Origin of the sequence: Bacillus sp. ABP14, from assembly GCF_001831375.1 — a bacterium.
Classification (GTDB): domain Bacteria; phylum Bacillota; class Bacilli; order Bacillales; family Bacillaceae_G; genus Bacillus_A; species Bacillus_A paranthracis.
The window spans coordinates 2,441,103-2,466,875 of record NZ_CP017016.1 but is presented as its reverse complement, the minus strand read 5'-3'; the positions used below and the strand labels follow the sequence as shown (position 1 = coordinate 2,466,875).

Below are 25,773 nucleotides of genomic sequence, written 5' to 3'. Positions count from 1 at the left end.
ATATTGATAAAAACTTAATAGAAATTAAAGCAAATCTAAAGAAAAGGTAAAGTTTTCTAAATTAAATACAAAAATACCCAATAACCAAAAGCTTAGCTTTTGGTTATTGGGTATTTAATAATTTAAGAGTTAATAATTGGACGTATCGATTCAAATCTATCATCATAATTTAATAAAGGCTTTTTACTCTGAAATTTTGGCAAATAAATCGTTACTGTTGTTCCGACGCCAACCTCACTCATAATACTTATATTCCCTTGATGACTTTCAATAATTTTATAACTTAACATCAATCCAATACCGGTACCTTTTTCTTTCGTACTATAAAAAGGTTCACCTAATCTTTTAATTCGTTCTTCAGGTATTCCTATTCCTTTATCAATTACACTAATAATGATACCATCTTTGCCTATTTCTTTTATGTGAATTGAAATTCTCCCACCATCTGGCATAGCTTCGATTGAATTTTGCAAAATGTTAATAAATACTTGTTTCAGTTGATTTTCTGAGCATTCAATGATTATATCTTTAGAATCTGTATATAATTCAACTTGAATATTTGTCATAATTGCTTTTGTATTTATTAACGAAACGACATTTTTAAATATTTGATAAAGATTTTTCTTTTCCGTGCTTAGTTCATCTGTTTTAGCAATTGACAAAAATTCTTGAAGAATCGCTTCTATTCTTTCAATTTCAGAAAGCATTAGATCAAAATATTTTTCTTGATCTTCTTTATTAATTTGAAATAGCTGTATAAAGCCTTTAATGACTGTTAATGGATTCCTAACTTCATGAGCAACACCAGCTGCTAATTGACCAATTGCTGCAAGTGTATCTGATTTATTTAGCAATTCTTCTGTCTTTTTCCGCTCTGTAATATCACGTACAATAATCATAATTTTATCATGCAATAACGGTAAACATCTAGCTTCGAAGAAATCGATACTTTCATTAATTGTAAGTGGATATTCCACAATTACATTTGTCCCTTTTTCTTTCACTTGACAAATTGCTTCTTGAAATTTTTTTGCTACTGTAGATGGTAATACTTCGTAAAACTTTTTTCCCATAAAAGCTTCTGCGGGTACGTAAAATTTTGTAGGGGATCCTGCTTTATAATCAATAATTGTTCCATCATCTTCCGTTAAGAAACATAAATCTGGTAAAGCCTGAAAAATTAATTCTAATTCAGACGTTTGTTGTTTTAATTTCTCTTCTATTGCTTTTAAATGTGTAATATCCACACCAACAGCCCAATAACTAAATCCACTTACAGGAAACTGTTCTGATATATTGGACCACATTATCGTTTTAATTTCACCATTTTTACAAGTTAAACGCATTTCCCAGTCTCTAAAGTTCTTTCCACGAGTCAAAAATTTCTTTTGTATCTCGTGACGATAATCATGATCCGGATACAGTAATCGAAGTGCGTTTGGATTTCCAATTACCTCTTCCGCAGTATAGCCTGTCACAATTTCACATTCGCGATTCCACAAAACAAAATCTCCATTATAATCAAGTGCATCAACCATAACAGGCATGTTTTGTAAGATTGTATGTAGTTCCTCCTCTTTTCGAGTAAGTAACGTTGTATTTTTATTTTGAAATCCTTTCATTACTCCATCTATAATTAAATTTGAAAGCATTTCAAAGTATTTTTGGCAATTGAAAATTTCGCTTTTCTGAGACCATACAACAAAAGATCCTAAATATTGATTGTATAAAAAAATGGGGATTTCAATTTTGGGAAGTTTACATATTTTCTTTTCATTTATTCCAAATGAAAATATACATTCTTTTTCAGCATCAAGAAGTTGATGTGATATGTTGGTTAATTGATAAAATTGTTCTGCCATGGTTTCTATTGTACTCACATCAATAAGTTCCATTAGCCGCGCATTCATTCCTTTTTCACCTCAATATGTAAAATTCATACAAATTTAAAATTCATACTTCTCCATTATACGAAGAATGTGCCTGTAGGTATATAGCTGAAGAATAATTATTCGAACAAATTTTATTTTTCAATTAAAAACAAAAAATATATCCGTGCAAAATTGAAACTCTAATTAGTAAGTTTTTTCATCTCCGATTAATTATTAGCTGTGCCAATCATGATCTTTTATGTTGCACAAACTCTCCTTAGCTCCTTACATTTGTTAAGTTTTGTCATGAATTCATACGTATTAGTTGTATTATAAAAATGGATTAAATGTAAAGTTCATAAAATTTTCACAATTACTATGAAAAATATAAACATTTATTCCAATATATTCTATATAATAAAATGTAATAAGGCTTCTATGAATCTCATAGAATACCTTACCCCTAATAAAAAGAAAAAAAGAATCTATTTAGATTCTTTTTTTCTTTTTATATTACATTACATATTTATATAAAGCATGTGCAACACCATGTTCTTCATTAGTCAAAGTTTCATATTGACACATCGCTTTTATTTCTTCGACTGCGTTCCCCATTGCAATTGATAGGTTTGCTTTTTCCATCATGGATACATCGTTTAGCCCATCACCTATCGCTACAGTATTTTCAACTGGAATATTTAAATGTTCCGCTAAAGTATATAGTCCATTTCCTTTTTGAGCGTCTCGATGATTAATCTCTAAATTATGCCAATATGAAGATGTAATTGCTAAATCCGTATTATGCAGAAACGTTTCTTTTAACTTTTTTAATTTTTCCATGTCATAAGAAAATGGTAAAAGCTTATGCACATGTATATCTGTTTCTACAATTGGTTTACAACTTTCTGCACTAAGAAATGCTGTATGTTCAAGGTATAATGCTGCGATCGTTTCCAACTCTTTCAAATCGATATTTTCATTTGAATTTTTCACATAATCGATTTCATTACGTACACTCTCTACTCCATATTCCGGTACGTACACACCTTTATTAGTATAAAGCTGATAATACAATCCATTTTCTTCAAGATAATTCACAATCTCGAGTGCCTGCATATTTTGAATTGGATATCTCTTCATCATTTTTTTATCATTATATATAAGCGCACCATTTTCGGCAATAATTGGACAATCCAAATTAACTTCTAACAACAATCGTTCAATATCGACAATAGAACGTCCTGTACAAATTGCTACAACATGGCCAGCTTCCTGACATTTTCGAATTGCTTCTGCATTCTCGTTACTAATCATTTTGTTCCCCGAAAGAAGAGTTCCATCTAAATCAATTGCGATTAATTTCATTATTTCTTCACCACTTTCTATATATACACGAGCTCAAATTAAATGAAAGGTATCGTTTTCATACTGATCTCGTAAAGCACTCCTTATTTATAATTTATGAAAAGCGTTTCAGGTCAAGAAATAATTATAAATAAAATCCAAAGCAAGAGCTTTGGATTTTAAACTATGAATTATAACAAATATATTTTGTCTCACACGTGTATACATTCTTTTCTTTAGTTGGGATATATACTTTAAACTTTTCTAAACGTTTTCCGTAAACGTGAATAGTTACAACGCTTTCATTTTTGGCTATTTCAAGGATATGACAATCAGCTGGTGGAATGACTTTATCTGTTTCTCCTTCTCCCAAATAAAGACTTCCTGTATGAGTTAAATAAACAAGTGAATTTTCAAGTTGCTTCGTTTTTATAAAGTTCTGCACCATTATTCTTCCTGTAAATACGCCTTCTACTCCCCATGTGCCATCATGATCATGCAAAGGAGTCGATTGTCCATCTTTCCATACAAGAGCTAATACTTCAAAACGATTTAAAGGATCTTCATATAATAAGTGTCGTGCATATTGAGCCGAATTCGCCTTCTGCTTTTCTAACGGAAGCCATGTTTTCTTTTCTAAAAGTTCTTCTAATAATTTTTCAATCCCACAAACCATTTGATCTTCTAACAAATTACTATTTATTAAATCCGTTACAGCTTTAATAAATGTTTGGAACGTCTTACTTCCATTACATGTTAACATAAGCATCCTCCTCTACTCTTATTCACACACTTCCATACTAAATAACCAACTAAAATTTCACAATTGAGAAATAAAAAAACAAGGTACAGTAAATTTGTACCTTGCTGAACAGTTTATTGAGTTTTTAAGCAGATAAGTAAGAATTTCAAAGTTTGTTCATTTTCCAATATACATTGTTCTAAATTGAACGATGGAGATAATGCTATCTTTTCAAAAGTATTTATAAAGGTAGTTAATGCAATCTCAGCTTCTAAACGTGCAAGTGGTGCCCCTAAGCAAAAGTGAGGACCTTTACCAAATGTTAAATGCTTTTCATTTCCTATTCGGTGTATATTAAATTTAGAGGCTTGCGAGAACTTTTTCTCATCTAAATTTGCTGCACTTACCCACGCAACCACCATTTGATCCTTTTTCATTAAAGGGCCAAATATATTTGTATCCTCTGTAATTCTCCTAGCTAATGTAATGGGAAAGCGATAGCGTAATACTTCCTCAATTGCTTTTGAAATTAATGTAGGTTCTTCTCTTAATTCTCTATATGTTCCTGGTGAATCCACTAAGAAACAGTAAAAACTATTAATAATTAAATTTGTAGTTGTTTCATTGCCAGCCGCTAATAAACCCAATGAAAAAGTAACAATTTCTTCATCAGTTAATCTTTCGCCTTCATATTCAGCTCGTATTAAATCTGAGATAATATCATCCGTTAAATGGTATCTCTTTTCCTGAACGATTGGTAGAAGATATGCTTTAAATTCATTTAGTGCTATCCCCTTTTCTACATCCAGATCATTAAACTTTTCTTTACTATACGGCATAAATAAAATATCAGACCATGCTTTAATTTTTTTGCGGTCAGTTGTTGGCACTCCTAACAAATCGGATATAACAGTAACAGGTAAAGGAGCAGCAAACTCTTCAATGATATTAACTTCACTATATTTTCCAATATGTTGTACAAGTTCATTTGCGATAGCCTGTATTCGAGGTTTCCATTGTTCTAAACTCCTTGGAGTAAATGCTTTAGAAACGATAGAACGTACATTGCGATGTTCTGGTGGATCAGTAGAATTAATATTGATTCGAGTTTCTAAAGGAGGGATTGAGAATTGTCTTCGCTCCCTTCTACTTGAAAACAGGCGATAGTCTGATAAAACACGATTTACGTCCTCATACAAAAATACATTCCAAACATCTTGCTCTTCATCATAATGTACGGGGTGATTATCCCTCATAAATTGATACCACTCATACGGATTCCACAATTCCTCTTTCGTTTTCAGCTTTGAAATTTCATGAACTAAAATCACATTTTCAGGCGAAGCCATAGTCCTTTCCTCCCTTTTCTTTTACAATAAAAGTGATAGGTCGGTAATTCAAAGTTGTATAATCTAACATATGTTATTTTAACATATACTAAAGGGGGTTTTTTCTAGGAGAACTTGAGAAATAAATAAGGGGGATTTTTATGTATGTTGATATTTTATTGCTCGCAGAATTAACGTCAGGGCCAAAATATGGGTATGAAATAAAGAAAAATATCCAAAATCGGTTAGGAGAGAATTTTGAATTAAATCATAATATGCTTTATCCTTCTCTTCGACGTTTTGAGAATATGGGGGCTATAACGAAAAAGGTACATACACAAGTCGGAAAACCAAACCGAAATATGTATGACATTACTGAAACAGGAGAAGAAATTTTTTCTGAAATGTTACGCGAGTTTCCCGAAAAACTCGCGACAAACAACGCAGAATTTCTTGTTCGTATCGCGCTATTTGAAAAACTTGATTATGAAGCTAGAAAAGAAATTTTAACAATACGCCAAAACGTACTACATAAACAGCTTACTGCTATTCAATCTCTAGATGCTAGCTCATCTTTTATTACAGAAGTCATTGAATTTAGTAAATCACGTATTGAACATGAATTGCTTTGGATTACATCACTGATGAAGAAAATATGAAAAAATAAAAGAAAAGTTAAAAACAGTGAATGAAAATGAGATTTATTATCAATACTATAATTAATAAAAGGGCAACCACGATTTGGCTACCCTTCAAAAATTTATACTTCCGGATCGAAAGTTTTGCAATCTGTTTCTTCTGTAGTCGATGCTTGTTTTCCTTTATGACTTACTACATAAATTGCGTCTGCGCTACATTTATTACCGTTAGCCCAAAATTTACAATTGTTTACTTCACATAAAACGTCTTGTGCCATAGTATCACACCTCCTCGTTCTATTATCATTAACAAAATTCGGAGGTATGATACTCTTTGTTATGCATTTTTTATTCCCTTTTTAGCTTTCTTAATAGCTCTATATTCCCTTGTACAATGGCATCTATATTTTCAGTTATTTTTTCAATATCAAAATGCCACCATTGAATTTGCAGTAATTCCTCTATTATTGTATTTGTAAATCGTTCCTTTATTTTATTCGCGGGGTTTCCACCAACAATTGTATATGGTGCAACGTCTCTAGTCACAACAGATTTAGCTGCAATGATTGCACCATCTCCTATTTTGATTCCAGGCATAATTGTTGCATCCATACCAATCCAAACATCATTTCCTATAACTGTATCCCCTTTGTAAGGTAGATCAGACAAACTAGGTGTATGCTTCTCCCACCCATTTCCAAATATATTAAATGGATATGCCGAAAATCCATCCATCCGATGATTCGCTCCGTTCATAATAAAGGTAACTCCATTTGCAATACAACAAAACTTTCCAATGATAAGGTGATCACCAAGAAATTCATAATGATGTAATACTCGATCTTCAAATGTTTCTCCATCTTTCGCATCATAATATGAATAGTCTCCGGCTAGTATATTAGCTTTCGTTATTGTATTTTTTATAAAGTGAACATTTTTATTTCCTTCTATAGGGTATTTAACATTTGGATTAGGATTCATGTTGCACAGCACTTCCTTTACTATTCATTTCACTTTCTACCGCTATAACTGGCTTTAAATTGTATATAGGTAAAATAAATAATAATCCAATTATAAATAGTAAAGCTGTGCCCTCATACATCATACTGAGTGAAAACATTTCTTTTAATGAACCAGCTATACTCATTGTTACTACCATTGAACCGGTAAATAGTGGACTTAAAATGCCATTTACACGACCAATAAAATCTGTATCGCTATTTTGAATAATAAGCGTATTAATACCTATTTGTATACATGGAAGAGCTAACCCACTAAAAAGTTGTGCTGTGAGTGTTACCCATAGATTTGTGGAATAACCTATAATACCGATGCCGATTGCCTGACCGAGCATACCGATAATTAACATTTTTTGCGGCGCAACGTTTTTTGCAAATACCATCGCTAAAGCCCCCCCAACAATCATTCCTGCACCATTTACTGTTAGTAACCATTGTAAACTCTCTTTTGATAATCCTAACTGCTCAGTCACAATAAATATACCTAATGGCTGAATTAATCCTATTCCTAGTCCTGCAGCCATAAAACAAAGCCCTAGCAAAGTTAATGCCTTTTTCTTTTTCACATATTTAATTCCATCGAGCATTTCCTGTAATAGAGTGATTTCTTTCTTCTCATTATCATTCTCAAGATCTTTCGGAAGAAATAACAACACAGCTGCTGCAAGTAAAAAAGCGATACCTGTAATAATGATTGAAATATAAATTCCAAAACTATGAAAAATAAATGTTCCAAGAATCGGTCCTAACACCATAAATATCGCAAATATTGTTTGATAAATAGACATTGCTAATTGAATTTGTTCTGCCGATAAATGCTGTTTAAACAATTTCATGCCAGATGGCTGAGAAAATTGCGAAAGGATTGCAGAAATAAGTGTGACAAAAAACACGATTTTCCACGTTCCAAACATTAGAGTAATTAATACTGCAAATACTGATAAAGAACTTAAAGTCTCACACCATATCATAGTCCTCTTCGGCTTCCACCTATCAGCAAACGTTCCACCAATAAAGGAAAAGATGAAAATTGGAGCAAACTCCGCCACTGAAATCATCGAAATAGCAAAAGCATCACCCTTTGTCATTTCCATTACATATAGTAATACCGCAAAGTTCCGAACCCATATTCCAATTTGTAAAAATAATGCTGATGCTAAAATCCCTTGAACAAACCGGTTTTTTAATACTTGTGATACCCCATTATTTTGTTTCGTTTCTACATTTGTCGACATAAAAAAGCCCCCTATTTCATGTTCTGAACAGGAGGCAGCACAAATCATATGAAAAGACTATATTTTTCGCAAAGCGAAATACATCCCTTTTCTATAAATGTACAGACTAATCCTATTCAGAAGAATATTTCGTTTTTTAACGAAGATCTCTTATAAATAGAATTAGTTGATCATTGGGATGTTTTCACCCTTCCGTTTCGAATTTAAATAACACATACATACTCTATGTAAATCATTTTCTATGTATGCATGTCTTATAATAAATATTCTAGAATGTTAATGGTAATTCCTCTAAAGAACGCATTAAATAATTACCTTGCCATTTGATTTCTTCTCGATTCCCTTTTATTTGTAGTTTAGGCATCCGATTGAATAACGTAGTAATAGCAATTTTTGCTTCCAACCTAGCAAGTGGAGCGCCTAGGCAGAAATGGCTACCATGTCCAAAGGCAATATGGCGATTGTTCTCGCGAGTAATATCGTAAACTTCCGGATTCTCAAATACTGTTTCATCACGGTTTGCAGAAGCTAAGGCAATGACAATCATATCTCCTTTTTCAATTGTTTGGTCATGAATTTGAAAAGGTTCATCTACCCATCTTGAAGTTGTAACCTCAACCGGGGAATAATATCGTAATCCTTCCTCAATAGCAGCATCAATTAATTTTGGATTTTCTTTTAATAACTGTAATTGGTTCGGATTTTCGAGAAGCGCTAATACCGTATTTGTTATTAAATTTACCGTTGTTTCGTGTCCCGCCACAATTAGTAACATGATCATCGAATATAGTTCTCGGGCGCTAAGCTTATACCCTTCACTCTCTGCAAGTATTAAAGCACTAACCAAGTCTTCTTTCGGCTCTTTTCGTTTCATATCAACTAAATATTGAAGGTATGTAATAAACTCAGATAGGTGCTTTTCAGTTTCTTTTATTTCTTCTGGTGTTTCTGGATAAGCAATGACAGCATGAGACCAAATTCTGAATTTCGCTTGATCCTCTTTTGGAATGCCAAGCATTTCACTTATCACAATGATCGGTAAAGGAAATGAATAATCATCCACAAGGTTTAATGAACCTTTTCGCTCAACTTCGTTCAATAAATCATCTGCGATATACTGAATTCTTCCTTCCAATTGCGCGATCATCTTCGGTGTAAAAGCTTTTTGTACGAGTGATCGTAAACGATTGTGATTAGGTGGATCCGAATTTAACATGTGCGTCGTTAAATAATCACTATTGTCAACAGTAAGAAACACATTCAATGTATCTTGAGAAAACACATTGGCCGGATCTTTTTTTAAGCGATTATCTTTTAATAGTGGTAAAGCATCTTCATATCTTGTAATAAGCCACTCTGCACCTAATTCAGTTTTATTCACAAATAAGATAGGTTGCATTTTACGAGATTCTTTATAAATTTCATATGCATCTTCTTTAAACTGAGCTGAAGCTAAATTGATGCCATCCTCTATTCTTAGCCCAACTTTATTTTTCATTGACATTGTATTCCCTCACTCTCATTTGTTTTAAAAAAACAACCAACATATGCATTATACGCTAATAAAAACGTGAAAATTGTAACTTTTTAATCAAAACCTTACTTCGTATATTGAAAAATAAAAAAGTGAGGGAGTAAAATCTTTCTACTCTCTCACTTTTCTTTATGCGAAGCACATAAAATTACTAATTTGTTGATAGCGATAACTTACTTTACGACGACGACCACCTTGCCACGTGTAACCTGATACTCCATTTCTTCTCACTTCAGTCGGGAAGAACCATAAATCCCTTCCAAAAGGACCAGGACGATGTAAGCGTAAATAGCCCCATCTTCCTAGACAGTTACACATCCATGATTTCATATTACCTGGTTGTGCAGGAGAAGCAAATGTAGACGGTAACGACGGCGCTTGTGACGGAGGTGGTGACGTTGGAGCATCTTCCGCATCATCTGGTCTGTAATCTTCTTGTTCAATATCTCTCACTTCATTTGTAGGTTCATACCCGTAGTTTTGTGGATTATAATACATCGCTTGATCATATGGATAATTTTGCTGGTTATACATATTAATAAATCACCTTCTTTTCATTCATTGCCTTTACCATTCATATGTGATATGCCCTCTCTGGGAAGCTTATGTATAGCCTAAATTCAACAAAAAATAAAGCTCGTATTTAAAAATACGAGCTTCTTCATAAACAGAATAGATGTATTATTTTCTTAATTTCACACTATAGAAACGCATTTCATCTAATGAACCTTCAAATTCAAATACTTCTTGTTTAATTAATTCCTTTAAGCGATATTCTAAAAACGTATCGCCAACTGATTGCTCTACAAGACCAAGTGCTTCACCAATTACTCTAGGAGCTTTTAGGAATTCTTGATCAGCACCTATACTTTTCGCACATTCAATAATAAATTGATCAAAATAATTTTCTTGTACAGAACGCACTTCATTGTCTGTCCAAACTCTTAAAAATCCCGTACTTTTCGAGAGACTATCCCACTCATGTTCAAACTGCATCCGATTCTCTACAGTTAAATACGGCAATTTTACAAAACTTTTTTGAATTAGAGCTAAACTTTCAGGTGGTAACTCTCCTGTTCCACGAATAACATACTCTAGTTTTAATATTTCTTTACTTGCTTCAGATGTATTCATAACGCGAATATTTTTCTTATCTTTTAATTGCGCCATTACAAAACATAGACCTACATGTTCATGTGCGTTATCGGCTTTCCAAATTGTAATAGGCGTTTCACTAGGAATAGCGTATAGTTCTTCCATAGTTTCTAAAAACCTTGGTAAATACTCTTCTTCAAAATAATTTTCATAAGCATTTAAGTTGTTTACTAACCATTCCTGTCTTGCTAGTTGCCCTTCATTCATATGTAACTTATTTATCGGCCCAATTGAAAAGAATTCAGAAAAAGCAACAACCATCTCTTCCAATCGTTCTTCTTGACCAAGCATATGCTTTAAACATCCAGCTGTTGAATCATCAAATGCAATATGTACGTGTGAGACTTCTTTTACATTTCTTTTATAAGATGTATTACTCGTTAGTTGCTTAGGAATATCCATCAAATTTTTAATAGTATCTTCACTATAGTTTTCTTTTAATAAATTTAATTGGATTAGAATACTTTGAAGTAAAGGTTTTGCGTCATCTTCGTGCATATCCTCTACAGCATTTTTAATTTTATCTATCATGTAAACCCCTCAATTCATTTCAAAAATAACGTGGATTATAGTGTATCATTTAAGTGTTACTCTTTAAAAGTTTTTTAGTCAAATCATGTATTAGAAAGATTGCTAAATAACCTTTTGCAAATCCTTTTATTTAAATGTATAATTATATAGAAAATAAAAAATATAGGAGCTATGTTTATGGAGAAAGTATTTCCTAATTATAAACATTATCTAAAAAATTGGAGATTTATATTTATTTGTATATTACCTACTATCGCCTTTTTATTTGCTTTTGATGTCATCTTTGAATTAATATTTCATCAAGATTTCTATTTATCTAACTTAATTTTTGCTATTATTTTATTTTTAATATTTATGAGCATCAAAGATATGTTTAAAATTAAAAGTTAAAGATCCGGATAAAGTGGGATAAAAAAAGAGCACCCTGCAATTAGATGCTCTCATGTGATAGAGGTTTTTCTGAGTATTAAGTAGGACACGAAGGTCTTGTCCCACTATCTAATATATGCTTGTACTTATTTTTTGTGCATGTACGAAGTATCACTATAAATTCTCCTCATAAATTCCTTGTACAATTAACATATTTATACATAAAAAAACATCCCCCGTGGATGTTTTTTTATGTACCGATTTTTAAGCTTCCATAAACTTTGCCGGTACACCAATTTTTTCAACTACAGAAGATATATTAGTAGGGTTAATCATTACATTTTCAATACTAACTAATTTATTTTCTAATAGTCCATTCTCTGTTGTAATAAGTTCTTCAAACCGTTCTAAAGTCATCGAGAATTTATGTTCACTTCCGCCATTCATACTGACTTTTACATACTTCATCGTGCACCCGCCTTTCATAATAATCTATAATTCGATAAAAAGGCGCTTACATCCTTTTTATTTAATACTAGATTTTACACTTTTACACTTGCCAATTTACGTTTATATTTAATATGAAAAAAGCTGATACTATTTTTTATTCACATTATAATTGCGAGTAAAAATGATAAAGATAGAAATGCACAAAGTGGTATAAATAAAACAGTATCCATTCTAGCAAAACGCGTATCTTTTTTTCGTTTGAAGATACCAAAATAATGAAATTCACCTATTACTCTTAAAAAAAAACAACCATACAAACCCAGGATCCCATTTGAACAATAATATTAGGAAATGCGAAATGAATAATATTTGTTTGTTGTAATAAAATTATTGCGGCCATACTTAGTAATAACGCAATGAACAAAGTCATCCCTGTACCTGGTGTAAATGCCTTTTCTCCAGCTTTTGTTGGAATGACACTATTTGTCGCCCACTTACCTCCAAAAGCCCAATAAACATGTAAAAAGCTAACTAAAAATAATATACAGACAGAAATATATGTAATAATAAACATTTTGTCCTCCTATTATTTTATTTAAGCCCTCAACTTTAGAGTATGCTATAAATTTCACCTTAGCAATCTATTTTTTATAACATAAAACCCCTTAATGATTTTTCTTAAAATTGATTAATCATTAAGGGGCTTTTAACTTTATTATGCATTATACCGATTTCTACGACGTTCCATCCTCGTTTGTCCTTGAGCAGTCTCTTCTTTATATTGAGGTATTTGCTCTGCCATTTCATATGTTGCAACTGCAGTTGGTTCTTCGTAATTATGCTCACGTATTTCTTCAGGCGTTTTTTGTTTCGATACTTTGCCACCAAACTTAAATAATTTTAACTTAAATTTCGGTAATCTTGGGATCGGAATCTGAAATGATTGCTTTTTACGTTTCTTTTTTTGTTGAAATAAAGTTATATTTTCTTTATGATCCTCTTCTTTACGGTGTAATAACATAGCAATTAATCCACCTAATATAAGTCCACCAACTAAAAGCATAAGATATTTGAAATTACTTGTCATTAAACTCGACATACGTTCAAGTATGACTAACGATTGCACTTCTTTAATATCCCATAGTAAAGCGGCCCATAATGCGAATAAACCGAAAGTAAGCCCATATGTACGAAAACGGAATAAACATGGGATTAAAGCGATACAAGCAGCGATTTTCGCATTCGCTATGATTGAACTTGTTGAAATATCTTGATGCCAAATAACTAACAATAGTGTAATAAATGGCGCATATGCTATCCAGCTACATATACGTGAATATATTTTTTTCGCAAAATAACTACCGAAACTGGTGAAAAATAAAAGGCCTCCAATATATAAAGATTGTTCTAGTGGGATTTGCTTTAAAATTCCTGCAACTGGAAAGAGGCCGCTCAATAGCATGAATAGCACATCTAATTTCTTCACAATTCCTCATTCCTTTCAAATTTCTTTTGAGTTAATTCATATTACTTTTCCACATGGTGTAGTTTTTCATTTCTAAAAAACATCTTAATCCTGTATGGAAATAAAGTAAATATATAAAAGAGAAGATACATGACAAAAGATATCCTTATTTACATGAAAAAATGACAAATCCTGATCGATATAATGAGCAGGATTTGTCTATTATTATTTAAATCCGAATAACCGATTCTTTCTTTTCTATCTTTATAATATCTACATCCAATTCATCATCAAACTCTTTAAACTCTCTTGCATCTATATCCGTCATATAACTTTTTATTACTTTCGCCATATGCATAGAATATGGCATGTGTATATTCTTTTCCAAAAGCATACTTGAATTACAGCACATGTAATGTACCATTTTGGCAATATAGTTCCTTTCAACAGCTTTTACACCTAGAGGTAATATTTCAAGTATATATCGATGCAATGTTTCACTATCATTACACAGATACTCACCAGTGCTATAATACATTCCCTTTTGATCTATATATAAACTCGTACTATCTAATACGTCATCACATTCTATCACACCGTATTTGGGTACATCAAAAGATGTATTTATTCTTACAGCATTTAAGTTTGGAACCTTTAGCACATCTGGAACAATGTCAGGGAAAGTATCTATATCAATTTTTTCATTTTGTAACTCTTTTATCCAATGTTTTCTTACATTCGCATCTATAATGAAGTATACTTGCTCATTTTGCTCTTTTGCAGGTTGTAAAATTTCCGCTAATGTTTCAGAAACAAATTGTTTAAATTGAATACCCATATCATTTCTTTTTGAAGGCTGCGGCAAAAAGGTGTTATGTTTATCTACATTTAATAATAAACGATCAATCGTTTGCCACTCTATATTCCCATATAATTTATATGAAATTTCTTTTCCTTTTATTTTTGAAAAAATGGGTAAGAAATCAAATTTCGAGATTCGTTCAATTGATAAATTAACATATGTACAAGGTAAATTTATCTTATTCCAACTACGTTTTAAAAATCCTTTTTGTTCTAATAAACTCAAAATACCATTTATAATCGTTTTACGAGACACACTTTGGCCTATAAATAAATTAATAAATGCTGAAATACGGTTTGTTCGTGCAAATCCTTCTCTAACAATTTGCTTTGGATCAATTTTTTCACGTCCATCACAATTTTTCATTGCAATTAACGCCAATGTCGCATCATTACGCTCACCTGCAGTAGCATAAACCGCTTTCATAACATCCTCTACTAAATTCGTTTTATACTTCTGGCAATATTGCATTTTATATGGATTTTGCAATACCTTTTCAATATTACATCTTACTATTTTTAACAACACTGGAGAATCTGCATTTAATATATATGATGACTCACTGATTTGAGCTAACACCATTTCACTTTCAAATAACGCTTGTTCTACTCCCAGAGATATTTTTTCAGACCATATTTCTAGCGTTATAGTCTCTAATCCTTTTGGTGCAATTAAAGGGAATACTTCTTTCTCATTGCCTATTTCCATCTTTTTACATTCTGGTAGTAATGTGAAATAAGAAAATTTTTGCTGAAACCCTTTAAATAGATACTCTCTTTCTTTTGCTTTTATACCAGATCTTATTTTAGTACCTTGAACTTTATATATTCTCTCATTGTATGGAAGAAGTACCCTAAGATTTGCTCCTAGCATATAATCTTTCGGATATTGAAGAATATGATCTAATTCAACTTCTCCACCTATACGAAAGTCATCTTTTAAATTTCTAAATATCTTAATCCATTTGATGCCGTTTGTAGCCTGCTGAACTTTTAGTTTTACAAATCGTAATTTCTTATTATTCGATGCAAATTCTGGAGTAGAAATTAATATCATGCCCCGTTTTCGTCTTATTAGCAAAGGAATGTCTGGATGATTATATTCTTGATAAAACCTCCGAATTCCTATTGAAACATTTAATAATGGAATGTTCTCTCCTCCTCGCGTTATATATTCGAACCGAAATACATAGGCGAAATAGTCTTGTGTTTTTTCGTCTTTAATAGGCTCTGACATCGCCTCACAAATATTTTGTGATCTAAGAGGAGAAAAATATATATCTTCTTCATTTATATTTTCTAATTGTACAGGACGTTCACAAAAAATATGTGAAATTAAAGCGGGCACCCATTTAGAATATACTTCCTTATCATGTAGTACTGTTAAATTAGAAATTGAATCATAATGCCATTCATATTTTGGCGATTCTATTAATTTATTAGGTTTCCAATCATGAATAATCTCATACCAACTTTGAAAAATATAATCAAGTTGTTCTTTTCTAATAGGTTCTTTACATACAATCCATGGTGTATTTTCATTTAGTACATATGGATTATGCTGAATAAATAATATATCAGAAAACATATCATATAATCTTTCATTCAATCGTTTCAACTTACTCGTTAATAAAAATGTCTTATAATGTATCTCTACAATATCGAGCCATTCAATAGGAAAATATATAAATGATACGCTTTCGTTTAAAAGAGGTTCTATTATATTTTCAAATGTTAACAGTCTTAGTTTGTTCATAAAATCATTACTTCCTTTCTTTATTTGTCTTGATTGTCAAAAAACTAGCACTTGCTCTAATCCATTTAAATCAAGTATTTAAAAGAAAAGTAAAAAACATTTCTCCGAATCATATATTATTGAAACAGCTCATTTTAAAATAAAAAGTAATTATCATATACAGCCCCCTTAAAATAATATTTCAATACATGCAAATTATACAATATAAATAACTTAATGTATTTATCATTTACAATAACTTTACAATAAAACTAAAAAAGAACACCTTAAGTCGGTGCTCTTCTTAAAAATATGAACCATTATGTAATTGAACATAAGGATAATATGAATCCTCCAAATGAAATTGCTCCTAGTAAACCTAATACAAATCCTGTTAAACAAATACAATCAGCAAGACAAATGGAAGACTGCGATAACGGAACAAATGACCTACTTGTATTCGATCCATATTGTTTTATTTTCTCATAATTCATATCTAACATGTAATGTAGACAGTTTACACCATCCTCAATAGTATGTAGAGATTCTTTTTCTAATCGTTCCAATAATTTACTATTACAAGCAACTGGAAGAGGATACAGCTTATCTAATTTCATATTTTGATAAATTAATTCTAAACGAGATAATATATTATCTTTCTTCTTTTCAGATGTTACAGTACTTTTCATGTAATTAAGTTCATTTAATAACATTGTCAATTCATCTCTTTTTCCGTATAAATCCTTAGCTATTTTTCTCTTTAGTTTGTAAGAATGGATAATAGATTTAAATTCAATCATTTTAATACACTTCCTAATTAAATATTATTTACCCATTATTCTATAGATAAACAGTACTTTTTAATCCTATTTAAAATACACTAAAGTATCTTAATTTACTATCGATAAACATTACATTAATCTTACACAATTGTAATCATTTCATGACCTACACACTAACTAAAAGAAATCACTCCTTAAATTAGACAGATATTTGATGGTAAAATCATAAGAAAAAAAACAATAATTAGATTTAAAATCTAGTCATTGCTTTATCTATCTCATCTTGATTTACACCTATATATCCATTAGCGATAGCTATATTCTTTGTCGGCATGTACATGTATAAAGCTAATGTTTTTTATTAATAAATGTAGTCAATATTCATATATTACAATAGCATCAGAAGTACCATTAAAACAATTAGAGCAACTACCACAGCTGCCACAACCTCCACAACTAAAACAACCAAAACAACCGAAGCAACCAAAACAACGGAATCCACCACAGCGACCTGCACAACCGCCACAACGACCACAACCTCCACAGCGACCACAACCTCCACAGCGACGAGCAGCATCTTCAATATAGTAATATGGATATTGGTTTTGCTGATCCCAATACACAATATCTCCAGACCGGTAATCATTAAGGCTTAACGCTTGTAGTTCTTGTTGAAACTGATTCATTTTCATAACCTCCGTTTATAAAATAAAACCTCATCGATGCTTTCCTATATCTCTGTTCGTTAAATCTAAGTAGAAATAGCGCTATAAACTAAGTTCAATTCATACACCAACAAAGTATGACTTATCACTAGATGATGCACCTTGTTTATGTACCTATTTTTACTATGGGCTCATTTTTATAAATAGAAATTATAAAATTTGAATTCTAGTGTTATATCTTCATGCTTACTAAGTTCAATTCATTTCTCAATAACCATGATGCCGTACCCTTTATGTTCAAGGTAGAATTTCATTCCATTACGCTGTTCATCTGAAGTTGGAGCAGTAACGAAATATGTTAATCTGTTTGTTTGTAATATAAAGTGAAACTTTAATCAGTGGGGGGTTTCTTCATCCCCACTGATTATCAGCCCTCACCAATCGGACTTTTATGGGCAGTTGATCCCCGCCTAACTTCTTTGCTTTCGCTGAATTTTGCGGTGGGGGTCTTACTGCCCATTAAAGCGGGATAAATGTGGCAGAAGTTTAACCAGTTAATGCGCAAAAAATTAACTTAACTAACTTATCGATATGACATTTTGCCGTATCCGTAACACTATCAACTTTACGCAAATCTAGCAAGAAAAAATATATAGATAGGCATTATCCATACCTATCTATAATGTTACTTTCATTTTTATCCAATTACATCTTTTACGTCTGTATCCACTGGCCACTTTTCTAAAGTATAAGCCATTTCCCAAAATGAATATTCATATTGACTACTAATAATAAAATGTTGTTTCATTCGCTTACGGTCTGATTCAGTTACTTTTTCAGCGATAGTATCTAACCTTGTAATTTGCTCTTCGACTAATGTTCGGAACCAATCAGATCCATAAGCAGAAATCCATTCGTTATAAATCGGCTCTTCTGGCTGGCACTCTTTTAAACGCTCACCAATTTCATAATACAACCAATAGCAAGGTAAAATGGCTGCAATAATATCGCCTAAATGTCCTTCATACGCAGCACGGTACATATGTGAAGTATATGCATATGCAGTTGGAGCAGGGATAAAAGTATCTTTTTCTTCTTGTGTTATCCCTAATTTCTTCGCAAAATTCTCATGTAAAGATAATTCCGCCTCATATGTATTTTGGGCATGGTGTGCCATACGAGCTGTCGTTTCTAATTCCAGTGCTTTTGCAGCTCCTAAAGTTTGTACTCTAGCAAAGTGACTTAAATAATATGAATCTTGAAGCACGTAATAGCGAAAATTAGCTAAATCTAACGTTCCTTCACCGAGTTTTTTTACAAAAGGATGATGAAAACTAGCTTCCCAAATTGAATCTACTTCTTTACGTAATGATTGTGAAAAAGTCATTTAAATCCCTCCAAGTAATTTATTTAATATAAGTATTTATCCACAGCAATTAACGCTTTATAATAAAAAAACTTTCTTTACAGGCGTAAAGAAAGTGAAATTGACAGTATTTATACATGAAACAGCAATGTCTTTCCCACTTCCCTACGCTGGCATTAACCAGATCAGGTACTAAGAGTCTCAAATTCCAATTTGATCTCAGCCTATAAAAGGCCCCCCTAGTGGATAAATATTTTATTTTCGTATCGTATTCATCATAACATACTTCTTGTTACTGTCAAAAGTATTCATGATACCATTGCTTAAAACCCTTCTTCTTTTCTTACTCTCAATGAAGTTTCAATAATCATATCTAATAGTTTACTATAATCAATTCCCTCTGCTTCTGCACTTTTTGGTAGTAAACTTGCTTGTGTCATCCCTGGTAATGTATTAACCTCCATTACATATGGAATACCGTCCTTCACCATCATATCAACCCTTGCATAAACACTACATTTTAATGCTTTATAGCACGCCAATGATGCTTTATTTACACGTTCCTTAAGTTCAGCTGGAAGTTCGATAACTTCTTCAATTGTACTAGCATCATCATATTTCGCATTGTAATCAAAGAACTCAGCCGCATGCCGAATTGAAATGATAGGTAACTGTTTCCCATCAAAAATGGAACATGTAATCTCTTCACCTTTTATATATTTCTCTATTACTACTTCAGAATCCCATTCGAACACAGTTTCCAGCATTGAAATTAATTCGTCTTTATTGTAGACAATCTTTACTCCAACACTTGAACCACCAGAGTTTGGTTTTACTACTAACGGAAATCCTAACTTATCTAATTCATCAACATTAAGATCCTCCATTTTTGTAAGTTCAATCCAATCTGGTGTTTCTATTCCTTCATAACGTAAAATCTTTTTCGAAATATTTTTATCCATACATATACCGCTAGATAACATATTACTCCCGCTATAAGGAATACCTAAACTTTCAAGCGTTCCTTGAACAGTCCCATCTTCTCCGTATTTTCCGTGTAATGCGAGCAGCGCAAAATCAATGTCTTTCGCTTTTTCAATTAAATCCATTTTTTCATTTAACGTAATTGGTACTATCTCATATTTATTTTTATCTAAATTTGCAATCATTTCATTTCCAGTCATAATTGATACTTGTTTTTCAGAGGATACTCCTCCCATAATAACGCCGATTCTCATTTCCTCAACTCCAAATTTCGTTTTTTATCCCGCATTAACGGGCAGTAAGACCCCCACCTCAAAATTCAGCGGAAGCAATGCAGTTAGGTGGGGGATCAACTGCCCGTAAAAGCCCGATTGGTTCAACTAATAATCAGTGGGGGATGAACCCCCCCCACTGATTAAAGTTTCACTTTATTGTATCACCGATTATTTTGATTCCCCGAACTATTTCGTCTTCTTTCAAACGTGAAAATCCTAATCGAAACGTGTTCGCTCCTCTTCCATCAGAATAAAACACATCTCCAGGAGAAAAAGTAACCCCTTGCTCATAACATTTTTGTAAAAGTGTACGAGCATGAATTTTTTCTTCTAACTCTATAAATAAATGAAGTCCACCATCACCAGTCATTCTTTGAAACGGAATGTACTCGTTACACGCCCCAACAGCTAACTCATATTTTTTCTTATAAACAGACCTTGCCTTTTTTAAATATTTTTCAAAATATCCTTCATGTAAATATTGAAAAAGAACAGCTTGATCTAAAGTAGATGTATGAATTGTTCTTGCTCTTTTTACACTTTCTAAATGATGGATCAATTCTTTATCTGCAATGATCCATCCGACACGTAAACCAGGGAAAAGTACCTTCGAAAAGCTACTAATATAAATCACATTATTACCAGCGCCAGCAAAAGTTAATAATGGGGCTAAATGTGAACCTGAATAACGTAGTTCCTCATTAAATCCATCTTCTATAATAGGAACCTTATATTTTGAAAATAATCTCATCAGTTCTGTTCTTTTCTCTGAACTCGTCACAATGCCGGTTGGATTATGATAGGAAGGAATTAAATATGCAAAATCAAACTCTTTTTCACGCAAGCTTTTTTCAACTTGATTCGTATCAATACCATCTTCATTCATATCAATACCATGAACTTCAAGGCCATGTAAGCGGAATAGCTTCAGCGCAGCATGGTGAGTTGGATTCTCACAAATAACTCTACCTGATTTCTTTGATAACGAGGATAGAACAATGTCTAACCCTTCAGTGAATCCATTTGTAATTAAAATATCTTTGTTCGAAATATCTACACCTTTCATTTCCATATAATGAAGTAGATATTTCATTAACGGTCTATAGCCTTTTGCGTATCCGTAATTTAATACGACATCACCTTCAATGGACATACGAGTAAGAAAAGCTCTTTTGAAATTTTCCACATCAAATAGCTTTTCGTCCGGAGCAATACTGTTAAAAACAATCATTCCTTTTTCCCAACGAACACCATGTTTCATTAAATCTAATTCATCCGCTAATAAAGTAACTGTATTAAGTTTATTTTTCCAATCTATTTCAACAGACGAAGTGTTCGATATATCAACCTTCGCAACAAAATTTCCTTTTCCTTTAACTGCATAAATGAGCCCTTCTTGCTCTAAATCTGCATAAGCAGCGAGTACAGTGTTTCTGCTTACACTAAGTAATTCACTTAGTTCCCTTGTTGAAGGAATTTTTTGATCCCCGAGCAAATGCCCTTTCATAATCATCTTCTTTAAATAATCTTTTAATTGAATATAAACGGGACGATCTTTCACAACTTTAAAATCTTTAAACAATTCCTTACCCCCTGCAATCATTTTTGCATAATTATTTCATTCTCAAAAGGTCCACTACATATGTATTTTTTATAAAGGGCGGTACGGTTTTATAAAATACAACTTTAATCAATTAGTAACTTTACTCCCCGTTAATACGTGACAAATCTTTACGATATAAATTAATTATATCTTTTAAAGCTGCTGCTGCGGCTCCGCGTGGATTTGATGCACCACCAATTGTAGTAACTTGGCCCATCGTATCTGTAAAGAACGTAATCCCTTTTTCTGTCCCATTTACATTTGCTAGCGCATGATCTTTATCTATTTCGCACGGTTCAACATTTAAATTCACATTGCCATCCTCATCTTTATATGCTGATGCAATTAATTTAATAAATTTATTTTGTTCCTTAGCATTTCGAATTTGTTGTTTTGTAACATGTTCGATTCCTTTTATATTTATATCGGTAAGCGTATGCTCTGTTCCCATTAAACTGTTTGTCAAAAGTAACAATTTACACGCACTATCAGAACCACTTACATCTAATATTGGGTTCGTTTCAGCAATTCCTTTACGTTGCGCTTCTTTCAGTGCTTCCTCAAACGTAATATCTTCCTCATTCATTTTCGTAAGAATATAATTTGTTGTCCCGTTTAATATTCCTTCTATTTTTTCAACATGGCAACCAGCTAAACTAAATTGACCAATATCAAGTGTCGGTAATGCGGCCGCAGTTGCACCACTATATCGAATTCGTACATTCGCAATTTTTGCTGCTTCATTTATTTCTCTCCAGTTTGTAACAAGCGCACCTTTTGAAATTGCGACTATATCCATTTGTTTTTCAATGGCTTGTTTTATATATTGTTTCCCTGGATTTCCATCTTTAAGGTTTGTAACTGTTGATTCTACCAGCACTGTACCACTTATGTTATCTGTTGCACGTTCCTCCGGATGATATTCTATATACTTCTCAATTGCTGCGCTACTGCTACCATACGTTAATAAGTCCTGAATAGATAACCCATCCTCATTATGTATTGCAACATTTCTACCTAATACGCCACTTACAACTAACTCTATACCATATTTTTCATATATATATGAACATTTTTCATGTAGTAATTTTATAAACTCTCTTCCTACTGTTCCATATCCTGATAATACAACTTTAATTTTCATAATATCCCCCCATATTTTTCTACCAAATCCCTCTTTCAATATAATATAAAGCGCCCCCGAATTCCATCGAGAGCGCTTTATTATTACCTATTTCGGTAAACGTGATAGCTTTTTAGCAATTGTTCTATAAAACTCTTGAATGTTAGAAAAACCTAACGTGTCTGAAATACTTAATCCCACCATGTCGAGATGGTCCCAATTTGCTTTCATTTCGATATGATTCCATTTTCCAATCTGTAATGACTCATTATTATTTACAGTTGCATTAGATGATGGTGCAATCATAGAATTTGTATTTACTACACCATCATTTTGCCACCAAGAAGTATTAATTAATGGGCGGTTTTCTTCATATCTCGCATAAGAGCCTAAGAAAAATGCATTCCCCATTAACACTTTATTCATCGTTATATGAGGCAAATGTAAACCTGTTATAGGTGCCGCTTGTGATGCATGTCCACTATAGGATAAGTAATACACATTCGGTTGCGTCTTTACCCAAGTATTTAACTCCTTTGCACCATCAGTACTTAAATCCCATTGACTTATATCTTTTGTATTTTTCCAAATTGAACTATTTAAAATACGATCAGTATATTGTAAAGAGGACTCTCCAGCATTCTTCTTTAACCCCCATTGATCCAATTTGAAATCATATAATGATAAATTGCTGTTTCCTCCTAAACTTGCAGCTGTAATGAGTAAATCTTTAACGAACGGTAGTAGAAGACTACCATCCGCAAGTGTTGTACCGTTGTGAGGGGTTGCTAATGTTGTAACACTATGAACATATGATTTCTCGCCCTCAAATAGTGGTGATATTTTGTTGTTTGGGTGATTTTTCACATAATTTTTTTCTTCAAAACTGCCTTCTTTTAATAGCTGTACCAATGTTCTAATCGTTTGTCCACCCATGCTATGTCCGACTAAATGTACTTTATTTGTTTCACTCCAACTCGGCATGAAACCACTATAAGTTCTTCCAAAACGATTATGTCCATGTTTCTCAGCATGTGCGGCACCGTAGTCTACTGTTCCACCGTTAATTTGGGCATATAATTCACATGCACGATCCCAATTACTAGAAACTGGCCCAACGGCTGCGGTATGAACTGTATAACCATTGCGTTTCAAATCTTCCTGTATATCATGAACACCCCCCCAATATTTAACCCCTAGCATTTCTTCTCTACCCCATCCGGCAAATCCGTTTACTAAAATGATCGGATAATTATTTTGTTGACTCTCTTCAGCGTATATTACTTTCGTGGCGAATGAACATACAGTCATCAATGCAAAAAAACATATTTTTAAAAATAACTTCCCCATACTTCCTCCCCCTAATAAAACGTTTACATTTTTTAAATTTACAGCATGCTTTAATAACTTAAACATAATGTAAAGTATTTTATATACGTTGTATATATAGAAAACATATACAAATGTTGATAAATATTTACTTTTTACAATACAACTTGTAAATCTGTTTATTTGAATTTATAATTAGATATAGTTTCCTCATGTTAAAAAGATTTAATAACCATAAGAAAACTAATCTCATTGCTTGAAAAGGAGGAAAAATCATGCAAATCGGATCAAATATTCATACATTGTCTCAACCTACTAAAATAACTCCATCTAATCTTGAGCATAATACTATCTCTTCTACTAAACTTGAAAGTAAGAAAGTAAATGATCCTATCAAGTTCGATATTCGTTCATCCGAAAAAGAAATGAAACAGCCTGAGCATAAATTTAATGAATTAGATTTATGGAAGATGCTAAAAGATAAAGGTGTTCCTTTATGGATTATACTTGAAATGCTACAAAAGGCTCGTAAAGAAAAAGAAGCACAAAATAATTCAGTTCAAAATTCAAATGCGATTGAAGAAACAAGTGAGACTCGATTAAATGAAGTAATGTAATCTATGTTTTATGAATGCTCTAAAGTAAAAAGAGTTCGAGATTGATAAAATTTCTATCAACCTCGAACTCTTTTTTAAGATTTTTCTCCAATCGTTACAAACTGAAATGATACTTCCCCTTGATGATCTTTAATTAACTTTTCTACTTTTACTTTTTCATTTATTAATGTATTATCTGTTGACATTTTAGGTTTTTCATCACCTAAAGACTTGTTCAGGTGGAGAAGATGCATTTTCGTTTCATTTGCTTTTAATTCTTTATACACACTATCTTTTGCTACAATTACATACGCTTGTGTTGGATATTTACGAGTGTTACCTATCCAAGCATCACTACCGTATTTAACAGCAAACTCCTTTCCTTCTAATTGAATACTTTTTAAATTTTTTTCATCTTCTTGTGCCAACAAAATCGAGCCTTCTTTTGGTAACTTAGGTAACGTATCTATAGGTCTAAATTTGGATCCGTTCTCTCTTTCACGAAAAATCTTTGTTTTAATCAACGCTTGTGCTGTAGATTCATTTAAAATTAAAACTTGTCCATTTCCAAATGTACCCGTTTTCACAGAAAACACTTCATTTTCTTTCGTAATTTCCTGATAACGATTCATAATTGATAAAGTATTATTTTCATCTCCAATGATTAATACACCGTTAGCTGGAAATCTGTTTTCATTTTTAAAGCATGCGCTTAAACTTATTAACATTAATATACTTAATATAAAAATAGATAATGTTTTTTTCATTACAGT

25 protein-coding genes, 2 pseudogenes and 1 riboswitch are annotated in these 25,773 nt (G+C 32.2%); of the genes and pseudogenes, 3 read left to right on the top strand and 24 right to left on the bottom strand.

Annotation, left to right across the window (positions count from 1 at the left end; genetic code table 11):
• Positions 1-122: 122 nt before the first annotated feature.
• The 4 genes from BGI23_RS12745 to BGI23_RS12730 all read right to left on the bottom strand — a co-directional run bounded on the left by BGI23_RS12745 (position 123) and on the right by BGI23_RS12730 (position 5,306).
• Positions 123-1,910: a PAS domain-containing sensor histidine kinase gene (locus BGI23_RS12745; RefSeq protein ID WP_070806125.1), complete on the bottom strand. Its 1,788-nt coding sequence runs from the start codon at positions 1,908-1,910 to the stop codon at positions 123-125.
• 474 nt (positions 1,911-2,384) lie between these two features.
• Positions 2,385-3,236, bottom strand: a complete 852-nt coding sequence (locus BGI23_RS12740) for a Cof-type HAD-IIB family hydrolase (protein WP_070806124.1) — start codon at positions 3,234-3,236, stop codon at positions 2,385-2,387.
• 163 nt (positions 3,237-3,399) lie between these two features.
• Positions 3,400-3,978, bottom strand: a complete 579-nt coding sequence (locus tag BGI23_RS12735; RefSeq protein WP_070806123.1) for a cysteine dioxygenase family protein — start codon at positions 3,976-3,978, stop codon at positions 3,400-3,402.
• A 113-nt stretch (positions 3,979-4,091) separates the two neighbouring features.
• Positions 4,092-5,306: a cytochrome P450 gene (locus BGI23_RS12730; protein ID WP_070806122.1), complete on the bottom strand. Its 1,215-nt coding sequence runs from the start codon at positions 5,304-5,306 to the stop codon at positions 4,092-4,094.
• A gap of 140 nt (positions 5,307-5,446) precedes the next feature.
• On the opposite strand from BGI23_RS12730, the gene BGI23_RS12725 reads away from it, so the two are divergent.
• On the top strand, positions 5,447-5,944 hold the full coding sequence (locus BGI23_RS12725; protein ID WP_062822557.1) for a PadR family transcriptional regulator: 498 nt from the start codon (positions 5,447-5,449) through the stop codon (positions 5,942-5,944).
• 101 nt (positions 5,945-6,045) lie between these two features.
• Here BGI23_RS12725 and BGI23_RS12720 read toward each other — a convergent pair whose 3' ends face one another.
• The 6 genes from BGI23_RS12720 to BGI23_RS12695 all read right to left on the bottom strand — a co-directional run bounded on the left by BGI23_RS12720 (position 6,046) and on the right by BGI23_RS12695 (position 11,397).
• On the bottom strand, positions 6,046-6,201 hold the full coding sequence (locus BGI23_RS12720) for a DUF1540 domain-containing protein (protein WP_000046091.1): 156 nt from the start codon (positions 6,199-6,201) through the stop codon (positions 6,046-6,048).
• A 70-nt stretch (positions 6,202-6,271) separates the two neighbouring features.
• Positions 6,272-6,904, bottom strand: a complete 633-nt coding sequence (locus BGI23_RS12715; RefSeq protein ID WP_070806121.1) for a Vat family streptogramin A O-acetyltransferase — start codon at positions 6,902-6,904, stop codon at positions 6,272-6,274.
• Positions 6,894-8,177 carry an MFS transporter gene (locus tag BGI23_RS12710; protein WP_070806120.1) on the bottom strand — a complete coding sequence of 428 codons (1,284 nt, stop codon included), beginning with the start codon at positions 8,175-8,177 and terminating at the stop codon, positions 6,894-6,896. The genes BGI23_RS12715 and BGI23_RS12710 overlap by 11 nt, the downstream gene beginning before the upstream one ends.
• A 268-nt stretch (positions 8,178-8,445) precedes the next feature.
• On the bottom strand, positions 8,446-9,681 hold the full coding sequence (gene cypA / locus BGI23_RS12705) for a cytochrome P450 (protein WP_070806119.1): 1,236 nt from the start codon (positions 9,679-9,681) through the stop codon (positions 8,446-8,448).
• A 159-nt stretch (positions 9,682-9,840) separates the two neighbouring features.
• Positions 9,841-10,245: a hypothetical protein gene (locus BGI23_RS12700; RefSeq protein WP_000282687.1), complete on the bottom strand. Its 405-nt coding sequence runs from the start codon at positions 10,243-10,245 to the stop codon at positions 9,841-9,843.
• Between the two features lie 147 nt (positions 10,246-10,392).
• Positions 10,393-11,397, bottom strand: a complete 1,005-nt coding sequence (locus BGI23_RS12695; protein WP_070806118.1) for a DUF1835 domain-containing protein — start codon at positions 11,395-11,397, stop codon at positions 10,393-10,395.
• 177 nt (positions 11,398-11,574) lie between these two features.
• On the opposite strand from BGI23_RS12695, the gene BGI23_RS12690 reads away from it, so the two are divergent.
• Positions 11,575-11,787, top strand: a complete 213-nt coding sequence (locus tag BGI23_RS12690; RefSeq protein ID WP_000416564.1) for a hypothetical protein — start codon at positions 11,575-11,577, stop codon at positions 11,785-11,787.
• A 243-nt stretch (positions 11,788-12,030) separates the two neighbouring features.
• Here the strand turns inward: BGI23_RS12690 and BGI23_RS12685 are convergent, their stop codons facing one another.
• From BGI23_RS12685 to BGI23_RS12635, 13 genes and pseudogenes are all read right to left on the bottom strand, one after another.
• Positions 12,031-12,234 (bottom strand): hypothetical protein, encoded by a 204-nt coding sequence (locus BGI23_RS12685; RefSeq protein ID WP_000878375.1) that lies wholly within the window; start codon positions 12,232-12,234, stop codon positions 12,031-12,033.
• A gap of 221 nt (positions 12,235-12,455) precedes the next feature.
• Positions 12,456-12,790: pseudogene (locus BGI23_RS12680) on the bottom strand (DUF3995 domain-containing protein); the annotation flags it as partial.
• 141 nt (positions 12,791-12,931) lie between these two features.
• Positions 12,932-13,702, bottom strand: coding sequence for a DUF3959 family protein (locus tag BGI23_RS12675; protein ID WP_070806117.1), 771 nt, complete (start codon positions 13,700-13,702; stop codon positions 12,932-12,934).
• A 208-nt stretch (positions 13,703-13,910) separates the two neighbouring features.
• Positions 13,911-16,298: an RNaseH domain-containing protein gene (locus BGI23_RS12670; protein WP_070806116.1), complete on the bottom strand. Its 2,388-nt coding sequence runs from the start codon at positions 16,296-16,298 to the stop codon at positions 13,911-13,913.
• A 299-nt stretch (positions 16,299-16,597) separates the two neighbouring features.
• Complete coding sequence (locus tag BGI23_RS12665; RefSeq protein WP_172801685.1) at positions 16,598-17,077, bottom strand: homoserine dehydrogenase; 480 nt, start codon at positions 17,075-17,077, stop codon at positions 16,598-16,600.
• Positions 17,078-17,309: 232 nt separating this feature from the next.
• A pseudogene (locus BGI23_RS28965) lies at positions 17,310-17,417 on the bottom strand (site-specific integrase); the annotation flags it as partial.
• 16 nt (positions 17,418-17,433) lie between these two features.
• Positions 17,434-17,745: a heterocycloanthracin/sonorensin family bacteriocin gene (locus tag BGI23_RS12660; protein WP_070806115.1), complete on the bottom strand. Its 312-nt coding sequence runs from the start codon at positions 17,743-17,745 to the stop codon at positions 17,434-17,436.
• Positions 17,746-17,984: 239 nt separating this feature from the next.
• The gene (locus BGI23_RS28150) at positions 17,985-18,104 is read right to left on the bottom strand and encodes an N-acetylmuramoyl-L-alanine amidase C-terminal domain-containing protein (RefSeq protein ID WP_157441060.1); all 120 of its coding nucleotides are present in this window, start codon (positions 18,102-18,104) and stop codon (positions 17,985-17,987) included.
• Positions 18,105-18,421: 317 nt separating this feature from the next.
• The gene (tenA, locus tag BGI23_RS12655) at positions 18,422-19,111 is read right to left on the bottom strand and encodes a thiaminase II (protein ID WP_044792383.1); all 690 of its coding nucleotides are present in this window, start codon (positions 19,109-19,111) and stop codon (positions 18,422-18,424) included.
• 124 nt (positions 19,112-19,235) lie between these two features.
• Positions 19,236-19,341: riboswitch (TPP riboswitch) on the bottom strand.
• Positions 19,342-19,413: 72 nt separating this feature from the next.
• Complete coding sequence (gene ddlB / locus BGI23_RS12650; protein WP_070806114.1) at positions 19,414-20,328, bottom strand: D-alanine--D-alanine ligase; 915 nt, start codon at positions 20,326-20,328, stop codon at positions 19,414-19,416.
• A gap of 169 nt (positions 20,329-20,497) precedes the next feature.
• The gene (pdxR, locus tag BGI23_RS12645) at positions 20,498-21,931 is read right to left on the bottom strand and encodes a MocR-like pyridoxine biosynthesis transcription factor PdxR (RefSeq protein WP_070806113.1); all 1,434 of its coding nucleotides are present in this window, start codon (positions 21,929-21,931) and stop codon (positions 20,498-20,500) included.
• A gap of 121 nt (positions 21,932-22,052) precedes the next feature.
• Entirely contained in the window at positions 22,053-23,096 is a 1,044-nt protein-coding gene (locus tag BGI23_RS12640) for a homoserine dehydrogenase (RefSeq protein WP_070806112.1), read from the bottom strand.
• Between the two features lie 87 nt (positions 23,097-23,183).
• Positions 23,184-24,425 carry an esterase/lipase family protein gene (locus BGI23_RS12635; RefSeq protein WP_070806111.1) on the bottom strand — a complete coding sequence of 414 codons (1,242 nt, stop codon included), beginning with the start codon at positions 24,423-24,425 and terminating at the stop codon, positions 23,184-23,186.
• 254 nt (positions 24,426-24,679) lie between these two features.
• On the opposite strand from BGI23_RS12635, the gene BGI23_RS12630 reads away from it, so the two are divergent.
• Positions 24,680-25,021: a DUF3914 domain-containing protein gene (locus BGI23_RS12630; protein ID WP_001165498.1), complete on the top strand. Its 342-nt coding sequence runs from the start codon at positions 24,680-24,682 to the stop codon at positions 25,019-25,021.
• A 74-nt stretch (positions 25,022-25,095) separates the two neighbouring features.
• Here the strand turns inward: BGI23_RS12630 and BGI23_RS12625 are convergent, their stop codons facing one another.
• Positions 25,096-25,767 carry a lipoprotein BA_5634 family protein gene (locus BGI23_RS12625; protein WP_070806110.1) on the bottom strand — a complete coding sequence of 224 codons (672 nt, stop codon included), beginning with the start codon at positions 25,765-25,767 and terminating at the stop codon, positions 25,096-25,098.
• Positions 25,768-25,773: the final 6 nt, after the last annotated feature.

What these genes read in the sequence shown, in the direction of transcription:
- BGI23_RS12685 (WP_000878375.1), bottom strand. Translation starts at nt 12,234, where the DNA reads ATGAAGTATGTAAAAGTCAGTATGAATGGCGGAAGTGAACATAAATTC.
- BGI23_RS12715 (WP_070806121.1), bottom strand. Translation starts at nt 6,904, where the DNA reads ATGAATCCTAATCCAAATGTTAAATACCCTATAGAAGGAAATAAAAAT.
- BGI23_RS12725 (WP_062822557.1), top strand. Translation starts at nt 5,447, where the DNA reads ATGTATGTTGATATTTTATTGCTCGCAGAATTAACGTCAGGGCCAAAA.
- BGI23_RS12720 (WP_000046091.1), bottom strand. Translation starts at nt 6,201, where the DNA reads ATGGCACAAGACGTTTTATGTGAAGTAAACAATTGTAAATTTTGGGCT.
- tenA (WP_044792383.1), bottom strand. Translation starts at nt 19,111, where the DNA reads ATGACTTTTTCACAATCATTACGTAAAGAAGTAGATTCAATTTGGGAA.
- BGI23_RS12670 (WP_070806116.1), bottom strand. Translation starts at nt 16,298, where the DNA reads ATGAACAAACTAAGACTGTTAACATTTGAAAATATAATAGAACCTCTT.
- BGI23_RS12740 (WP_070806124.1), bottom strand. Translation starts at nt 3,236, where the DNA reads ATGAAATTAATCGCAATTGATTTAGATGGAACTCTTCTTTCGGGGAAC.
- BGI23_RS12745 (WP_070806125.1), bottom strand. Translation starts at nt 1,910, where the DNA reads ATGAATGCGCGGCTAATGGAACTTATTGATGTGAGTACAATAGAAACC.
- BGI23_RS12625 (WP_070806110.1), bottom strand. Translation starts at nt 25,767, where the DNA reads ATGAAAAAAACATTATCTATTTTTATATTAAGTATATTAATGTTAATA.
- BGI23_RS12640 (WP_070806112.1), bottom strand. Translation starts at nt 23,096, where the DNA reads ATGAAAATTAAAGTTGTATTATCAGGATATGGAACAGTAGGAAGAGAG.
- BGI23_RS12700 (WP_000282687.1), bottom strand. Translation starts at nt 10,245, where the DNA reads ATGTATAACCAGCAAAATTATCCATATGATCAAGCGATGTATTATAAT.
- BGI23_RS12660 (WP_070806115.1), bottom strand. Translation starts at nt 17,745, where the DNA reads ATGAATCAGTTTCAACAAGAACTACAAGCGTTAAGCCTTAATGATTAC.
- ddlB (WP_070806114.1), bottom strand. Translation starts at nt 20,328, where the DNA reads ATGAGAATCGGCGTTATTATGGGAGGAGTATCCTCTGAAAAACAAGTA.
- BGI23_RS12730 (WP_070806122.1), bottom strand. Translation starts at nt 5,306, where the DNA reads ATGGCTTCGCCTGAAAATGTGATTTTAGTTCATGAAATTTCAAAGCTG.
- BGI23_RS12690 (WP_000416564.1), top strand. Translation starts at nt 11,575, where the DNA reads ATGGAGAAAGTATTTCCTAATTATAAACATTATCTAAAAAATTGGAGA.
- BGI23_RS12735 (WP_070806123.1), bottom strand. Translation starts at nt 3,978, where the DNA reads ATGTTAACATGTAATGGAAGTAAGACGTTCCAAACATTTATTAAAGCT.
- BGI23_RS12665 (WP_172801685.1), bottom strand. Translation starts at nt 17,077, where the DNA reads ATGATTGAATTTAAATCTATTATCCATTCTTACAAACTAAAGAGAAAA.
- cypA (WP_070806119.1), bottom strand. Translation starts at nt 9,681, where the DNA reads ATGTCAATGAAAAATAAAGTTGGGCTAAGAATAGAGGATGGCATCAAT.
- BGI23_RS12635 (WP_070806111.1), bottom strand. Translation starts at nt 24,425, where the DNA reads ATGGGGAAGTTATTTTTAAAAATATGTTTTTTTGCATTGATGACTGTA.
- BGI23_RS12695 (WP_070806118.1), bottom strand. Translation starts at nt 11,397, where the DNA reads ATGATAGATAAAATTAAAAATGCTGTAGAGGATATGCACGAAGATGAC.
- BGI23_RS12710 (WP_070806120.1), bottom strand. Translation starts at nt 8,177, where the DNA reads ATGTCGACAAATGTAGAAACGAAACAAAATAATGGGGTATCACAAGTA.
- BGI23_RS12630 (WP_001165498.1), top strand. Translation starts at nt 24,680, where the DNA reads ATGCAAATCGGATCAAATATTCATACATTGTCTCAACCTACTAAAATA.